16 protein-coding genes and 1 tRNA gene are annotated in these 14,310 nt (G+C 65.0%); 4 read left to right on the top strand and 13 right to left on the bottom strand.

Features of this window, described 5'->3' with window-relative positions:
- Positions 1 to 36: 36 nt before the first annotated feature.
- From B8115_RS07970 to B8115_RS07940, 7 genes are all read right to left on the bottom strand, one after another.
- The gene (locus B8115_RS07970; protein ID WP_010627254.1) at positions 37 to 1,119 is read right to left on the bottom strand and encodes an App1 family protein; all 1,083 of its coding nucleotides are present in this window, start codon (positions 1,117 to 1,119) and stop codon (positions 37 to 39) included.
- Positions 1,120 to 1,272: 153 nt separating this feature from the next.
- Positions 1,273 to 2,712: a sulfate adenylyltransferase subunit CysN gene (gene cysN, locus B8115_RS07965; protein WP_010627253.1), complete on the bottom strand. Its 1,440-nt coding sequence runs from the start codon at positions 2,710 to 2,712 to the stop codon at positions 1,273 to 1,275.
- Entirely contained in the window at positions 2,712 to 3,680 is a 969-nt protein-coding gene (gene cysD, locus B8115_RS07960; protein WP_051004614.1) for a sulfate adenylyltransferase subunit CysD, read from the bottom strand. The genes cysN and cysD overlap by 1 nt, the downstream gene beginning before the upstream one ends.
- 120 nt (positions 3,681 to 3,800) lie before the next feature.
- Complete coding sequence (locus tag B8115_RS07955; RefSeq protein WP_010627251.1) at positions 3,801 to 4,538, bottom strand: phosphodiesterase; 738 nt, start codon at positions 4,536 to 4,538, stop codon at positions 3,801 to 3,803.
- Entirely contained in the window at positions 4,535 to 4,984 is a 450-nt protein-coding gene (locus B8115_RS07950) for a DUF1249 domain-containing protein (RefSeq protein WP_010627250.1), read from the bottom strand. Before B8115_RS07950 ends, B8115_RS07955 begins: the two co-directional genes overlap by 4 nt.
- Before the next feature lies 1 nt (position 4,985).
- Positions 4,986 to 5,630 (bottom strand): NUDIX domain-containing protein, encoded by a 645-nt coding sequence (locus B8115_RS07945; protein ID WP_010627249.1) that lies wholly within the window; start codon positions 5,628 to 5,630, stop codon positions 4,986 to 4,988.
- A 129-nt stretch (positions 5,631 to 5,759) separates the two neighbouring features.
- Positions 5,760 to 6,395, bottom strand: coding sequence for a hypothetical protein (locus B8115_RS07940; RefSeq protein ID WP_010627248.1), 636 nt, complete (start codon positions 6,393 to 6,395; stop codon positions 5,760 to 5,762).
- A 167-nt stretch (positions 6,396 to 6,562) separates the two neighbouring features.
- Here B8115_RS07940 and greB point away from each other — a divergent pair, with 167 nt between their 5' ends.
- Positions 6,563 to 7,102 carry a transcription elongation factor GreB gene (gene greB, locus B8115_RS07935; RefSeq protein ID WP_010627247.1) on the top strand — a complete coding sequence of 180 codons (540 nt, stop codon included), beginning with the start codon at positions 6,563 to 6,565 and terminating at the stop codon, positions 7,100 to 7,102.
- A gap of 27 nt (positions 7,103 to 7,129) precedes the next feature.
- Here greB and B8115_RS07930 read toward each other — a convergent pair whose 3' ends face one another.
- The 4 genes from B8115_RS07930 to B8115_RS07915 are packed head-to-tail and all read right to left on the bottom strand — an operon-like array spanning position 7,130 to position 11,211.
- Positions 7,130 to 7,840, bottom strand: coding sequence for an SIMPL domain-containing protein (locus B8115_RS07930; protein ID WP_010627246.1), 711 nt, complete (start codon positions 7,838 to 7,840; stop codon positions 7,130 to 7,132).
- 23 nt (positions 7,841 to 7,863) lie between these two features.
- A complete protein-coding gene (locus B8115_RS07925) occupies positions 7,864 to 8,865 on the bottom strand; it encodes a methyltransferase (protein ID WP_010627245.1) in 1,002 nt (333 codons plus the stop codon).
- A complete protein-coding gene (locus B8115_RS07920) occupies positions 8,862 to 9,668 on the bottom strand; it encodes a methyltransferase domain-containing protein (RefSeq protein ID WP_010627244.1) in 807 nt (268 codons plus the stop codon). The genes B8115_RS07925 and B8115_RS07920 overlap by 4 nt, the downstream gene beginning before the upstream one ends.
- Before the next feature lie 34 nt (positions 9,669 to 9,702).
- Positions 9,703 to 11,211 carry an amidase gene (locus B8115_RS07915; protein WP_010627243.1) on the bottom strand — a complete coding sequence of 503 codons (1,509 nt, stop codon included), beginning with the start codon at positions 11,209 to 11,211 and terminating at the stop codon, positions 9,703 to 9,705.
- A gap of 119 nt (positions 11,212 to 11,330) precedes the next feature.
- Between B8115_RS07915 and B8115_RS07910 the strand changes: the two genes are divergently transcribed.
- Positions 11,331 to 11,407, top strand: a tRNA-Arg gene (locus B8115_RS07910).
- A 31-nt stretch (positions 11,408 to 11,438) separates the two neighbouring features.
- On the opposite strand, the gene B8115_RS07905 is transcribed toward B8115_RS07910, so the two are convergent.
- Complete coding sequence (locus tag B8115_RS07905; protein ID WP_010627242.1) at positions 11,439 to 12,182, bottom strand: Crp/Fnr family transcriptional regulator; 744 nt, start codon at positions 12,180 to 12,182, stop codon at positions 11,439 to 11,441.
- A gap of 224 nt (positions 12,183 to 12,406) precedes the next feature.
- On the opposite strand from B8115_RS07905, the gene B8115_RS07900 reads away from it, so the two are divergent.
- The gene (locus B8115_RS07900; protein WP_010627241.1) at positions 12,407 to 12,664 is read left to right on the top strand and encodes a hypothetical protein; all 258 of its coding nucleotides are present in this window, start codon (positions 12,407 to 12,409) and stop codon (positions 12,662 to 12,664) included.
- Positions 12,665 to 12,869: 205 nt separating this feature from the next.
- A complete protein-coding gene (locus tag B8115_RS07895) occupies positions 12,870 to 13,685 on the top strand; it encodes a class I SAM-dependent methyltransferase (RefSeq protein WP_010627240.1) in 816 nt (271 codons plus the stop codon).
- Between the two features lie 10 nt (positions 13,686 to 13,695).
- Here the strand turns inward: B8115_RS07895 and B8115_RS07890 are convergent, their stop codons facing one another.
- Entirely contained in the window at positions 13,696 to 14,295 is a 600-nt protein-coding gene (locus B8115_RS07890; protein WP_010627239.1) for a malonic semialdehyde reductase, read from the bottom strand.
- Between the last annotated feature and the right edge of the window lie 15 nt (positions 14,296 to 14,310).

Genomic DNA, 14,310 nt, shown 5'->3' with positions numbered 1-14,310 from the left:
GTGATTCGCTCGCGCAGGCATTTGTGCAGTGTTTCCCTAAGACTGCGACGTCCGGCGCACCTGCTCAAGCCCCTCCTCGGCAATCAGCCCCTGAGCGCAGGCATGCTCGGCCATGGCGGCGCTGTCCTCGGCCAGCACCAGGTCGCAGCCGGTATGACGGATCTCTTCGCGCAGCGCATGAATGGCGCGTTCACGGTCAGGCTTGCGTTCGACCCGGCGAATGTAGACCGCACGAATGCGTTCGGGGTATTCGTGCACGATCCGCGCATAGACTTCCGGGTCGTGCTGCCCGCTGTCGCCGATCAGCACGCAGGGCAGCTCATCGCGCATCTCCAGCATGTGCTGGATCAGGTCGTACTTGTGGTCTTCCGCGCGACGCGGCCAGGGTTTGCGCCAGGAGATGCCCCACTCGCGCAGGAACAGTATCGGCCCGACGGGAATACGGTTGAGCTGGAAGAACTCCTCGAGCATCTCGTAGATGCTCCAGGGGCCGCGCGACACGTAGAGAATCGGCCTTTTAGCCTTGCCGCTACGGCCCACGTGCAGCGCCTGATAGAACGCCGCCACGCCGGGAAAGGCCATGCGCTGATGGGCTTGCTTGACGAACAGACGGTGCAACATGCGCAGCTTGTTGGCCACCCCGGTGTACATCACCGTGTCGTCGATGTCGCTGATCACCAGCAGGTCGGCTTCAGTCGGCGGAATGTACACCTCGGTGAACGATTGCACCGGCTCCACCCCCGGCAACACCACGTGCAGTTCCGCATGGTGCCAGGCGCTGTCTTGGGGCAGGGGGTGCTCGATAGACAGGAGTACGTCGAAGTAGCCGTCACGGTCGGTAGTCACCTTGGTGACGTTCTCACCCAGCGTCACCTCGACGGTGACCTGCGGCAGGCCGCGGCGAAAGACTCGCCGAATCACATCGGCCAGATCGCGCAGCACGCCGTAGCGAGGTATCACGTCACCCAGCGCGGCCTGACGAAACACCCGGCCCATCAGCAGCACCTCATGCCGTGAGCCATAACCACGATAGGGGTGCACCACGTAGCCACCCTGCCCGCGGTCGCGCCGCATGGGGCGGGCAGCGATGTGCAGCAGACGCCGGAGAAAGCCGCTCATGGGCCCCTCCGAATCAACCACAGCCGATCCTGGCAATACGTCATCGTTTCCTCCCTGAAACTCGACAGGGTCCGGCTTACGCCGGACCCTGTCTATAGTGTGGAGGATGTTTCAGCAGAATCAACCGTCTATGTATTGCCTAGTTACGCTCGGTCAACGCAGCAGGTCACGCACGTCCTTCGCCTCCCAGTGCGGGAAGTGGCGGCGCACCAGCGCATTGAGCTCGAGCTCGAAGGCGGCCCAATCCACCTGATGACCGCTGCCTCCCCCCGCCTCGGCAGTACTTCGCACCATGCCCGCGCCGACGGTGATGTTGGAGAGCCGGTCGATGACGATGAAGCTGCCGGTGCCCGGGCTCTGGTCGTAGCTGTCGAGTGGCACCTCCGCAGTCAGCTCGACCCGGCAGCGAGCGATGGCATTGAGTTCGAGCCGGTCGGCAGCGTGACGCTCCAGGGTGTTGACGTCCACCTGATGGTGAATGGCTTCCACACGCCCGGCCACCGAGCGACCGGCCAGACGAATGTCATACTGCCGGCCCGGCGTCAGCGGCTGCTCGTGCATCCAGACGATGTCGGCATCGAAGGCGTTGGTCAGCGTGACCTCGGCGTCCTCGGCGACGATCCAGTCGCCGCGGGAGATGTCGATCTCGTCCTCCAGGGTGACGGTCACCGCCTGACCCGGCCACGCTGCGTCCAGATCGCCATCGAAGGTCACCACACGCTCGACCCGACTGATCTTGCCCGAAGGCAGCGCCTTGATCGCCTGCCCCGGGCGCAGCACACCGGCTTCCAGGGTGCCGGCATAGCCGCGGAAGTCGAGATTGGGGCGATTGACGTACTGTACCGGGAAGCGCAGATCGGTGAGGTTGCGGTCGCGGCTGACCTCGACACTTTCCAGCAGCTCCAGCAGTGCCGGTCCCTGTTCGCCCGCGACCCGGTACCAGGGCGTGCGGTCGCTGCGGTTGACCACGTTGTCGCCTTCCAGCGCCGACATCGGCACGAAGCGCAGGTCGTTGACCGAGAGCTGCTCGGCGAAGCGCCGGTAGTCGGCGACGATCTCGTCGAAGCGCGCCTCGTCGAAGCCCACCAGGTCCATCTTGTTCACCGCGATGACTAGGTGCTTGATGCCCAGCAGGTCGGCGATGAAGCTGTGGCGCCGGGTCTGGGTCTGCACGCCGTAACGGGCGTCGATCAGGATGATCGCCAGGTTGGCGGTGGAGGCACCGGTGGCCATGTTGCGGGTGTACTGCTCGTGCCCCGGGGTGTCGGCGATGATGAACTTGCGCTTGTCGGTGGAGAAGAAGCGGTAGGCCACGTCGATGGTGATGCCCTGCTCGCGCTCCGACTGCAGACCGTCGACCAGCAGCGCCAGATCCACGGCATCGCCGGTGGTGCCGCTCTTCTTGGAGTCGCGGGTCAACGCCGCCAGGTGATCGTCGAAGATCATCTTGGAGTCGTGCAACAGACGACCGATCAGGGTCGACTTGCCGTCGTCGACGCTGCCGCAGGTAATGAAGCGCAGCAGGTCCTTGTTCTCGTGCTCGTGCAGGTACTGCTCGATGTTGTCGGCGATCAGTGTCGATTGGTGTGCCATCAGAAGTACCCCTCGCGCTTCTTCTTCTCCATCGAGCCCGCCTGGTCATGGTCGATGGCTCGGCCACTGCGCTCGCTGGTGCGGGTCAGCAGCATCTCCTGGATGATCTCGGGCAGGGTGTCGGCCTTCGACTCCACCGCGCCGGTCAGCGGGTAGCAACCCAGGGTGCGGAAACGCACCCAGCGTTCCTCCGGCACCTCGCCGGGAGCCAGCGGCAGGCGCTCGTCGTCGACCATCACCAGCATGCCGTCGCGTTCCACCACCGGCCGCGGCGCGGCGTAGTAGAGCGGCACGATGGGAATCTGCTCGAGGTAGATGTACTGCCAGATGTCCAGCTCGGTCCAGTTGGAGAGCGGGAAGGCGCGGATCGACTCGCCCTTGTTGACCCGAGCGTTGTACAGGTTCCACAGCTCCGGGCGCTGGCTCTTGGGGTCCCAGCGGTGGAACTTGTCGCGGAAGGAGAAGACCCGCTCCTTGGCGCGGCTGGCCTCTTCGTCGCGGCGAGCACCGCCGAAGGCGGCATCGAAACCGTACTTGTCCAGCGCCTGCTTGAGCGCCTGGGTCTTCATCACGTCGGTGTAACCGCTGGAGCCGTGATCGAAGGGGTTGATGCCGGCAGCCCGTCCCTCTTCGTTGATGTGCTCGATCAGCTCCATGCCCACCTCACCGGCCATACGGTCGCGGAAGGCGATCATCTCGCGGAACTTCCAGGTGGTGTTGATGTGCATCAGCGGGAACGGCGGCGGCCCGGGGAAGAAGGCCTTGCGCGCCAGATGCAGCATCACCGAGGAGTCCTTGCCGATGGAATAGAGCATTACCGGGTTGCGGAACTCGGCGGCCACCTCGCGGATGATGTGGATCGACTCGGCTTCCAGTTGCTGCAGGTGGGTCAGCCGGCGTGGCGACACGACGCTCTTGTCGGCCGCCTGGGATACCGGCTGTTGCTCGGGAGCTTTGAGACTGGTCATCGGCCCGGGTACCTCGCATGACGATGGGCAGTAAGAATCATGCGGACAGGGTAACGCCGGGTCGATAATAACGTAAAAGAATGATTACCTATCTTTTTAGATCAAAAACGAATCGAAGCTTTAGATATCGACGCGCTCGATCCAAGTCAGCCACTCGTCGCCGTGGATGTCGAACACCCGATAGCCCGGGCGTGATGCCTCGTCGATGGCGAAGTCGTCAGAGCCGGCCAGGAACTGGTCGGTGGTGGAGGGACAACCATAGACCGTCACCTCGCCCTGCTCTAGCGGCTGCCGACCGACGAAGGCCTGGTGCACGTGCCCGCAGAGAATGGCCTTGACCTGCGGAAAGGGCAGCAAGGCCTGCCACAGGGCATCGCTGTCCTTGAGTCCGATCCCGTCGAGCCAGGCCGAACCGACGGCAAGCGGCGGATGGTGCATGACCAGCAGCGTGGGGCGCTCTTCTTCCGCCAGCCGCTCGACCAATTGACCGATCTGCTCCTGCCCCAGCTCACCGTGAGCATGGCCCTTGACGCAGGTATCGGCGACCACGAGCCGCCAATCGCCCAGATCGATGTCATCGTGAATGGCCTTGAGATCCTTCATCAGCTCCTGGCGGTCGTGATTGCCACCCAGCCAGAACCAGGGACACTCCAGCGTCGATAGAACGCGATGGGCTTGTTCGTAGGAGGCTGCAGTCTCATCCTGGCTGATGTCGCCACTTACGATGACGATATCCGGACGCTCGGTCCGAATCGCTTCCACCACGGCTTCGAGCTGGCGCAGCGGAAAGCCGGCGCGGGAGCGGGCGTGGGGGTCGGCATGCAGGTGGCAGTCGGTGAGCTGAACCAGGCGCATCATCCCGGCAGTTCCGTCACATTGGTGGGATGGCCGTGCTCCAGGCCGTGAGCCAGCCACTCGCCGAGAAAGCGGTTGAGCTGCAGCTTCTCGTCAGGCTGGTACATGCGCACGTTGGGATAGCGATAGCGGCCGTTGAAGTGGCGCTCGCGCTGGAAGTCGGTGACTTCGGCCATGCGCACGTCGTGATAGAGGTGCACCCGCATGCGCGGCGGCTCGATGACGCCATCCATCAGGCTGCTCTGGCTGACCCGGGCAATGGTGGTATAGGGCGCCAGCTCGAGCACCGACAGCCACAGGGTGCCGAAGCGGCCGCGCCGCCCGGTCAGCTCCAGCTCGCGCGTCTCGCCCGCGCCAAGGTCACCCAGCAGCCGGATCAGGCGCAGGTAGTTGGCGCTGCATTCGCCCTGCAGGCCTTTCAGATCGGTGACATAGGCGGTTCTTGCCACGCTACCCCCTTGCTCGTAGAGATGCCCGTTCGGCCGCCAACCAGTAGAAGGCAACCAGGCACATGGCATTGTCGAGTCTTCCGGCCTGCAAGAGTTCCCAGGCCCGAATAAACGGTAACACGTGGACGCGGATGTCTTCATGTTCCTCGTCCAGGCCGTGCACACCGCCCAGCCCTTCGCAGTCGACCAAGCCACAGAACAGCGTGACCCGCTCCGTGCAGGCACCGGGACTAGGATAGTAGGTGTGCAGCTCGATCAGCTCATCGACCGTGCAGCCGGCTTCCTCCATGGCCTCGCGGCGTGCCACTTCGGCAGCGCTCTCGCCCGCTTCGACCAGCCCGGCGACGATTTCGAGCTTCCACGGCGATTCCGGATCGCCCAGTGCACCGGCGCGGATCTGCTCCACCAGTGCCACGCAGTCGCGCTCGACGTCGTAGAGCAGCACGCCCACGGCATCGTGCCGCACGTGCACTTCACGCGTCATCTCACGGCTCCAGCCGCCCTCGAACAGGCGATGACGCAAGTGCACCTCGTCGAGCCGGAAGAAGCCCCGATGCAGGCAGCGACGCTCGATCAGTTCGACATCGGCACCGCTGAAGGCGGGCAGGCGGGCGGCATCCCGGCCGCTATCGTGATTGTCGGTCATGCAGGCCTCCGAGTCTGCGAATGGCGACCATTATCGTGAGCGGAGCCGGGAATGCCAAGCGGTGCCTGCCGACGCCATGCGCTTCGCAGTCGAAGCGCATGGCGGGTGTCGGACTCGAAGCGATGGGAATCAGAGCTGGGAAAGAAGCGCCCTGGCCTGCTCGCGCAGCGCCTCGTCCGAGGCCTGACGATCCTCGCGGGCTGTGCCGTCTACGGCACGCTGCGCATGCTCGCGCGCCTCGTCCCGCCGGCCTTCGTCCTCGAGGAAGGTGGCGTAGTAGTAGTTGACGTCGATACCGTCGGGGCGAATCTGCAGCGCGCGCTGGAACATGCGCTCGGCGGTCGCGCTGTTGCCGAAGCCCACGGGGCGGCCCGGGGCACGGTCGTACAGTGCGCCCAGGGTGACGTAGGCCGAGCCGTTGCCGCCCTGGGGGTCGATCTCGATGGCACGCTCCAGCGCATCGCGGGCGGAACGCGCGCTGCCCAGCGCGCCCAGGCCACTGCGCTCACGGGCGTGCGAAGCCTCGATGATGCCGTACCAGATCAGCGGCTGCGCCTCGCCGGGATTGGCCTGAACCAGCCGCTCGGCTTCGTCGGACAGCGATTTCAGCGAATGACGGCGCTGTCCTTCCGCCCGCAGTGTGGTGATCTGCTCCCAGCGCTGCTTGAGCGCCTCGACTTCGCTCTCCCAGGCCTGGGCAGCTGTGAAGGGGGCGATCAGAAGCGCCGTGCCGAGGGCGGCGGCGAGTAGCTGGCGTCGAAACATGTCCAGACTCCTTTCTCGAATAAGGATTGTTGTTGGATCCCGGCGTGGAGCCGTCACTCAAAATGTAACGAACGTTTGAATGATACGCCAGCCCGAACGGCGAGATACTGTCGCGTTAGCGACGAATGGCGTATGTTGCCCTTCTCGCCACACGAAGGAGGCCGTGCATGAAGGGCCGCAACATGACGCGCTGGCGCGATCCCGCCAAGGATCCGCGCCAGGAACCCAGGAGCAATCTGATCACCGCCGAGGGGGCGGCGCGCCTGCGCGGCATTCTCGATCATCTCTCGCGGATCAAACGGCCGGAGCTCTCGGCCAAGGTGGGCGAAGCCGCGGCGCTGGGCGACCGCAGCGAGAACGCCGACTACACCTACAACAAGAAGGAGCTCAATCGGGTCATCGCGCGCATCCGCTACCTGACCAAGCGGCTCGACGAGCTGCAAGTGGTGGACCGCCTGCCGGCGGATACCGACAAGGTGTACTTCGGCGCCTTCGTCACCCTTGAGGACGAAGAGGGCGAAGAGATGCAGATCCGTATCGTCGGCCACGACGAGACCGACACCACCAAGCGCTGGATCAGCGTCGATGCCCCGCTGGCCAAGGCACTGCTGGGCAAGGCGCTGGACGATGAGGTCACGGTAAGGGCCCCGGCGGGCGATAGCGTCTACGTCATCACCGATATCGCCTATCGCACGCCGGGCAGTTGAGCTCAGGCTCTATCTGAAACGCCGGAATCAGTCTTCCAGCGCGTAATCCACTGTGGTCACTACCCGCACCCGCTTCACGTCCGGCGTGTAGCTGTCGAGATCCTCGATGGAGAAGTAACCTTGGGTGGCCTGGCGAATCTGCCCCACCCGACTGCCGGAGTCCTCGGCGAACTGCTGCGCGGCGCGGCGTGCGTCGGCGGTGGCCGCGGCGATCATCTCGGGCTTGATGGCATCGAGGCCGGTGAAAAGGTATTCGGTGCGGTATTCGTAGCTGGGTGAGAGCAGCACACCCTGGCGCACCAGCGCGGTGACCTCCGGCATTGCCGCCTTGACCCCCGCCACGTCCGGCGAGCGCAACAGCAGCGTAGCCTCACCGCGATAGCGCTCATCCGGGCGTTGGCCGCCATAGAGATTGCTGAACTGATCGGTGATACGCGGCGGCGTCACGCTGACGTGCTCGGGGTCGAAGCCGCGTTGGGCGAGAAAATCACGAATCGTCTGCTCATCGCGCGAGAGGATGCGCTCCAGCTCTCTTAGCGTATCGGCGCTGGCGCTGTAGTTGAACGGCCATAGCACCAAGTCCGCCGGCATCTCACGCTCGGCCAGACCGCGCACGGTCACGCTGCGCGATGACTGCTGCCAGACCTCGGCCGCCTGCCTGATGAAGCTGCCTCCCACGATCAACCCCACCGCCAACAGCACACCCAGAACCGCTGCACTGCGCAGATTCCCCGCCATGACCGAATCACTCAGTTGAAGGCTTAGCGCCTGAGCGCATGATAAACCCGAAATCTCCGGTCGTCGGCAACAATCTGGAAGCCGCCGAAAGCGCTTTCGAGCAGGTCGGGATAGGGCAGGAAGGCGTTGGCGACGAGCCAAAGCTCACCTTCCGGCTGCAAGTGCCCCGGCGCCTCGCGAATCAGGCGTCCGGCGGGACCGTAGTCGATACTCCGCTCCTGATGAAATGGCGGATTGCTGACGATGGCGGCAAAGCGACTCTCGCCGAGCGCCGAGTAGACGTCGCTGGCCAGAGCCTGCCCTTCCAGCCCATTGGCCGCCAGGGTGCGCCGGGTGGCCTCCACGGCGAAGGCGTTGACGTCCACCGCCGTCACGGCATGGCCGCGGCGAGCCAGCCAGGCGGCGAGAATGCCGTCGCCGCAGCCCATGTCGAGCACGTCGCGTGCCCTCTCGGGCCCCGGCAGCCCAGCCTCGAGCTGCTCGAGCAGCAGCTTGGTACCGGCATCCAGCTTGCCGTGGCCGAACACGCCGGGATGAGTGGCCAGAACCAGCCCCTCGGCCTCGAAGGTGGTCCAGGCCGCATCCGGGTCGATGCCGACGTCACCGAGGCGGGTCTCGAACAGGATGCAACGCCGCGCGCTGTCGAGCTTGCGACAGCCCAGCCCCAGCGCCGCCAGCACCTTGAGCACCCGCTTGATACCGCCCTGATTCTCACCCACCAGTTGTAGGCGCGTGCCCGATGGCAGGTTGGCGCACAGCCACAGCAGCCACCACTCACCCAAGGCATGAGCCTTGGGCCAGAACAGCACCGCCCCGGGGGGCTCGCCGACGGCGCCGGCATCGAACGGCGAGAAAGCCTCACGGCCATGCTCCCGCCAGGCCTCGAGCACGCCATGATCGGCGCTGACGGTGCTGCCCTGCCCCTGCTCGAGCCACGCATCCCGGGGTGGGGCCACCCACAGCCAGCCGCTATAGTCGCCGTCCTGACGCTCGAGCAACTGGCATACCGGCGTTTGCGCACTCATCGGGGGGTCTCCTCGGGCGAGCGTCTGTCGTGGACCAGCGTATAGAGCAGGTAGCGTCCCAGCCGCCAGTGCGGTTCGGCCTGGCAGTAGCGGCGCTCCAGCTCCACCAGGCGCTGCCAGTCGTCCTCGTTGGCCGGCGGGTGGCGCAGGTAGTCGTGAAAGACACGAATGCCCGCCACCGAGCGAATCGCCAGACCGCATTCGCGGCTCCAGGCGGCGACCTGCTCATGGCGCAACGGCGAGATGGGAGTCAGACGCTGACGCTTGCCGGTGCCCTCCAGGCGGTCGTCCAGCGCTTTCTGCAGATTGCCCTTCACTACGTTGGAGAAGCGCAGCGCATCGCGGTTGAACACCATCAGCGACAGCTGGCCACCGGGAGCGAGGCGCTGCGCCAGGGTGGCAAAGGCCGCGTGGGGATCATTGAGCCACTCCAGCACGGCGTGACAGGCGATCAGCGGCCAGGGACCGGCGGCATGTTCAGGAAGCGCCTGTAGCGGCGCCTGCACGAAGCTCACCGGCAGGCCGTCTAGGTTCTGGCGAGCCTGGTCGAGCATGTCCCCCGCCGGCTCCAGCAGAATCACCGCATGGCCGCGCCGGGCAAACCAGGCGGATAGCTGACCCAGACCGCCGCCCACGTCCAGCAGTGGCTGGCCGTCGAGTACGAGCATGCGCGGCAGCAGCTCGTCGAGCAGGGCCAGACGCAGCTCACCGCGCGGGCCACCGTAGAGGCTGCCGGCGAACTTGTCGGCCAAGCCGTCGAAATGGCGGTCACCGGCTGGCGAAAGAGGGGCGAAGTCTGGCATTTCCTGACCTGATGCTGGGCATGTGGCGCGCATTCTACCCGTCCTGTGTCACCCTGGGCAGATGCCGCTGCCACTGCACCTCGGCCTCGACCTGGGCCGCCAGCGCCAGCAGGCGACGCTCGTCGCCCATGGGGCCCACCGCCTGCACTCCGACGGGCAAACCCTCCGGGGTGACGTGCAGCGGCAGCGACATGGCCGGCTGGCCGGTGAGGTTGGCCAGTTGGGTATAGGGCGTGCGGGACAGGGCGTCACGCGCCAGCTGACCGAGCATGCCCGCCTTGAGCGCCAGCTTGGGCAACCCGGGGATGGCCAGCAGAGCCATCAGGCGCTGCTGCCATGTCGGTGGGTAAAGTTCGCCCAGGCGCGGCGCAGGTGCCGCCGTAACGGGCATCAGCAGCACATCAAAGCGGCGGTGGAACGCCCCCATGGCACGCGCCGCGGCATTCCAGTCGCGCTTGGCCAGTTCATAATCGCGTACCGGCAGGTGGTTGCCCAGACGGGCGATCGCCCGGGTCGAGGGCTCGATGTCCAGGCGTGACACGGGCACGCCGGTTTCGCGGGAGATCCAGGCCAGGTCGGCGGTAACATGCCCCAGATAGAGCGTCAGGTAGGCGTTGGCCAGGCGCTCGCCGTCGACGGGAGGATCGGCCCACTCCACATGATGGCCGAGCCCCTCCAGGGTTCGCGCCGCCCCTTCCACCGCCAGGCGCACTTCGGGATCGAGCCGGGTGCCCAACGGCTTGCTCAGCGGCTCGCCCAGCGAGATAGCGATACGCAGCGGCTCGGGCGGACGCTCCAGCGCAGCGAGAAAACCCCGTTCACGGGGTACCGGGTAGGGCCCGCCCTCGTCCATGCCGTTGATCGCCTCGAGCAGCGCAGCGCTGTCGCGCACCGAGCGGGTCACGGCGTGCTCTACCACCGCACCCCGCCACACCTCACCATGCAGTGGCCCCTGCGGCACGCGGCCGCGCGAGGGCTTGAGACCGAACAGCCCACAGTAGGCCGCGGGAATACGGATCGAGCCGCCACCGTCGCCGGCCATCGCCAGCGGTACCAGCCCGCCGGCCACCGCCACCGCCGCCCCGCCGCTGGAGCCGCCAGGGGAGTGCCGGGGATTCCACGGATTGACAGGATGAGGAAAGGCATGGGGCTCGGTGATGCCCATCAACCCCAGCTCGGGGGTGGCGGTCTGCCCCAGGATGGCCAGCCCGGCCTCCCGTACGCGGGTGACCAGCGCCGACTCCACCGGCGCCTTCCACTCGGCCAGGGACGCGCTGCCGAAGGCCAGCGGCTCGCCTTCCAGCGCCATCAGCAGATCCTTGGTCAGGGTAGGCACGCCCGCCAGCGGGGCTGCGAGGTCGATGCCCTCCGCCTCGCTCCTGGCGCGTTCGAAGCGTGTCCGCACCAGCGCCCGGAGATGCGGGTTGTCGCGCTCGATGGCCGCACAGGCGGCATCGAACACCTCGCCCCGGCTCACTTCACCACGCCGGATCAACTCGGCCAGCCCCATGCCATCGTGGCGCCGATACTCTTCGATATCCATCCGCTTTCCCTGCCACCCAGTGTCGCTCGATAATGGCGGCTCGGCGCCATTCTTGGCAACCGCACCCAAGTGGGCGGTTTAACTTGCTCACTCAAGCCCTTATAATGCGCAGCCGTGCTGCCCCCATAGCTCAGCTGGATAGAGCGTCCCCCTCCTAAGGGGAAGGTCTCAGGTTCGAATCCTGATGGGGGCGCCAGTCTTCTGATCGTTCAGGCCATGCTGCTCGTTCAAGCCCCCTTCCGTCCTTGCAGATGCAAGTAGAGGGGATCGAATTCTCCGGCTTCCTTCAATTTCTCCCAGTCAGGTACGCTAACCTGGGTCTTCTCTATCTGGATCAGGCCGTCGGCTCGAAGCGCCTGCAGCGTGCGGCTGACGTGCACGGCACTGATGCCCAGCGCATCCGCCAGCTTCTCCTGTGTAATCGGCCATTGGAAAGACCATTTTTCCACCAGCCCCACAGCCTTAAGACGCATCAGTATCTCGCACACCAAGTGAGCCATGCGGGTATAGGCATCACGCTGGCCGACGTTTAGCAGCCACTCCCGATAGATCGAAGCGTCAACCAGCGTCTCGCGCCAGAACGCGGCTGTCAGGCGTGGGTTTTGATCGCATAGACGACGCAAGTCCTCGTGCTGGATGAACCCCACCGTACAGGCGCTGATTGAAGCAATGCTCATATCCATGACCGCCAGGTGCAGACTCTGCAGGTCCGGCATGTCGCCGGGAACGTGCAAAGCCATGATCTGGCGTTTGCCCAGATGACTCAGCTTGTAGGCACAGGTAAAGCCTTCCAGAATCAGGCAGCTCTGAGCAGGACGCTCGCCTATGCCGACGATTTCCCGGTCGGCCTTGAGGGCCTTGACCAGTATCGGCAGATGCCGGAGCGCACCTATCTCTTCATCGGAGAGGGGGAAAATACTATCCAGCTTGCGGATCATCAGTTCGTTGGGTTGGTGCGGCTCGACGTTCATATCGACACTCTAGGATAAAGGCTGATCAGTGCCTTCACCCTAGGCCCTTTACTCGCTGCTAGCGAAGCAACAATCCGCCGTATCCGTGAGGGCCTCCCTCTTGTGGCGACAAGGCAACTATTCTTAACAATTAAATTGGCACAGTCAGGAGCAGTTGTGGCATCTTGTACAAGGTGTGTTGAGGAAGACCATTTAACTGCATGAGCATCAGGCAGGAGGCCAGAATGTTTCAGCGTTCAAGGAAAGTGGTGTGTCCCGAATGCAGCGGCAGCAATTTCTGGAACGGCAACCCGAAGCCAACGGACGTGCTTCAGTGCCGCTATTGCCAGACAGCCATTGCGACATACGAGGAGTACGTGCGCGTCGCCGCCAAGCAGGAAGCCGAGCGACTGCTGGCGGAATTCGTCGAAACCGACGTCTCGCGTGACCTCGCCCACCTCAAGGCCGTACTGGCCCAACCGGGAGAGCGAGCCAGCGCCTGACGCACAGTTCTGCGGAACATAGTACTTCGGAAAACGGCCGCCTTCGGGTGGCCGTTTTCGTTGGGTGGCGAAAAAGCGCCCCGCCTCCCCTCGTTGCTGCCGCCCGTGCCATGGTTTGTTATGCTTTCCGGGCGCCCTTAGTGTATTGAATGCTCACAAGAAATGTGACGTTATAACGTAAAGATCCGACTCCCAGGACCAGCCCATGACCTCCTCTCCCATCTCGGGTACCGACTCCCCTATCTTCCAAGCCATCGAGACGCTGCAAGGTGAGTTGCCCTGGGGCAGCTTCCTCGATGCCGGCACCGGGCGGAAGTCGATCGAGTGGGTCAGCGCCCTGCCCACGGAGCGCTGGACCGCCATCACCGCTTCTCGCTCCATGGCCAATGCCACCTCGGAGGCGGCCGGTGCGGCCCGGCGCGCTCAGGACCGCATACTGGTCGCCAACTGGATGGAAGAGCACCTGCTCTATGGCGAACGCTTCGACACCGTGCTGCTGGACTACTTCATCGGCGCCATCGAGGGATTCGCTCCCTACTGGCAGGAACAGGTGCTGCACCGCATCCGCCCGCATGTCGGCCAGCGGCTCTATATCGTGGGCACCGAGCCCTACGTACTGGATGCACCTCCCACCGAGGCCGGACGCATCGTGCGCCGAATTGGACGGCTGCGGGACGCCTGCCTGCTGATCGGCGGTGGACGGCCCTATCGTGAATATCCGGCGGCATGGGTCCAGCGCCAGCTCGGCCTGGCCGGCTTCCGCACCATGGACGTACGCATCTTTCCGATTCGCTATCGCGAGCGCTTCGTCAACACCCAGCTCGACCTGTGCCTGCGCCAGCTCGACGGCTTCAACGACCCGGTACTCGCCGACGCCATGCGCGCCCACGTGGAGCGGCTACGCGAGGAAGCACTGCCCCTCGCCCGCAGCGAGGCCGGGCTGCCCTGCGGCGCCGACTACGTGATTGCGGCGGAGCCCATGGAGGAGCGCCTTCCTGCTAGCCCGGGCGATACGGAGTGACGAACCGGAACTACAGCAGCTGACAGGCTTGCTCGAAGCTGAGCCGCGGGCCGCGCGGATGCAGCTTGGCCGTATCGCCGTATCCCAGATTGCACAGGAAGTTGCTGCGGTAGTTGGGGTAACGCTCGGCGAAGAACAGCCCGTCGACCATGTCGTTGTCGAAGCCGGATAGCGGCCCCACGTCGAGCCCCAGCGCCCGGGCGGCGAGAATGAAGTAACCGCCCTGCAGGCTGGCGTTGCGAAACGCGGTCTCCTCCCGATAGGGCTCGTCGCCAACGAACCAGGCTCTGACATCCACATGGGGAAAGAGCTCCGGCAGGTGGTCGTGGAAGCGCCGGTCGTAGGCCAGAATGGCCGTGACCGGCGCCTCCTCCACCTTGCGCCGGTTGCCCTCCTTCAGCGCGGGCATCAACTTCTCCTTTGCCTGCCGGGTGCGCAGGAACAGGATGCGCAGCGGATTGCAGTTGACGCTGGTCGGCGCCATCTTCACGAGGTCGTAGAGTTCGCGCAGGGTAGCGTCGTCCACGGAGCGATCCTGCCAGTAGGCGTGGCTTCTCGCCTCGTGGAACAACTGGTCCAGCACCGGCTGGCTCAAGACGCCTGAAGTCATGAATTCTCTCCCTTG

Source organism: Halomonas sp. KM-1 (assembly GCF_000246875.1).
Lineage (GTDB): Bacteria > Pseudomonadota > Gammaproteobacteria > Pseudomonadales > Halomonadaceae > Halomonas > Halomonas aerodenitrificans.
The sequence above is the reverse complement of the archived record's forward strand: the minus strand, read 5'-3'. Positions and strand labels throughout refer to the sequence as shown.